General features: G+C 47.0%; 1 protein-coding gene. It reads right to left on the reverse strand.

All coding sequences use genetic code 11. From position 1 onward, the window contains the following. Window positions 1-49: 49 nt before the first annotated feature. Window positions 50-307, reverse strand: a complete 258-nt coding sequence (locus F0L68_RS46040; protein ID WP_497857992.1) for a BPTI/Kunitz-type proteinase inhibitor domain-containing protein — start codon at window positions 305-307, stop codon at window positions 50-52. Window positions 308-317: the final 10 nt, after the last annotated feature.

The raw sequence follows: 317 nt of genomic DNA on the forward strand, positions 1-317 counted from the left end.
TTCCGGCCATGATGAGTCTAAAATGCGTGCGTTAATTCGAAGGTATCAGTTACTTTATGCATTTCTGTTCGCATTCGGCCAATGTGTTGAAACGATTGTCGTTACCCCAGCAGCCTCCGTAAATGAATTCTTCACACTTCTTCGTCTTCTGATTGTACGAGTATAGCTTAATGTAGGCGAAACAAGGGCCCGAATTGCCAAAAGCCTGCTCGCATATCGGCTTCGTTGTTGGCTTATCACTCATGACTGACGTCAAGCACGCAGCGAAGAGAAAGCCCGTGGTTAGGAAAAGCACCGATCGCAACATGACGTCTCTG

This window comes from Solihabitans fulvus, assembly GCF_008386585.1.
Classification (GTDB): Bacteria; Actinomycetota; Actinomycetes; order Mycobacteriales; family Pseudonocardiaceae; genus Solihabitans; species Solihabitans fulvus.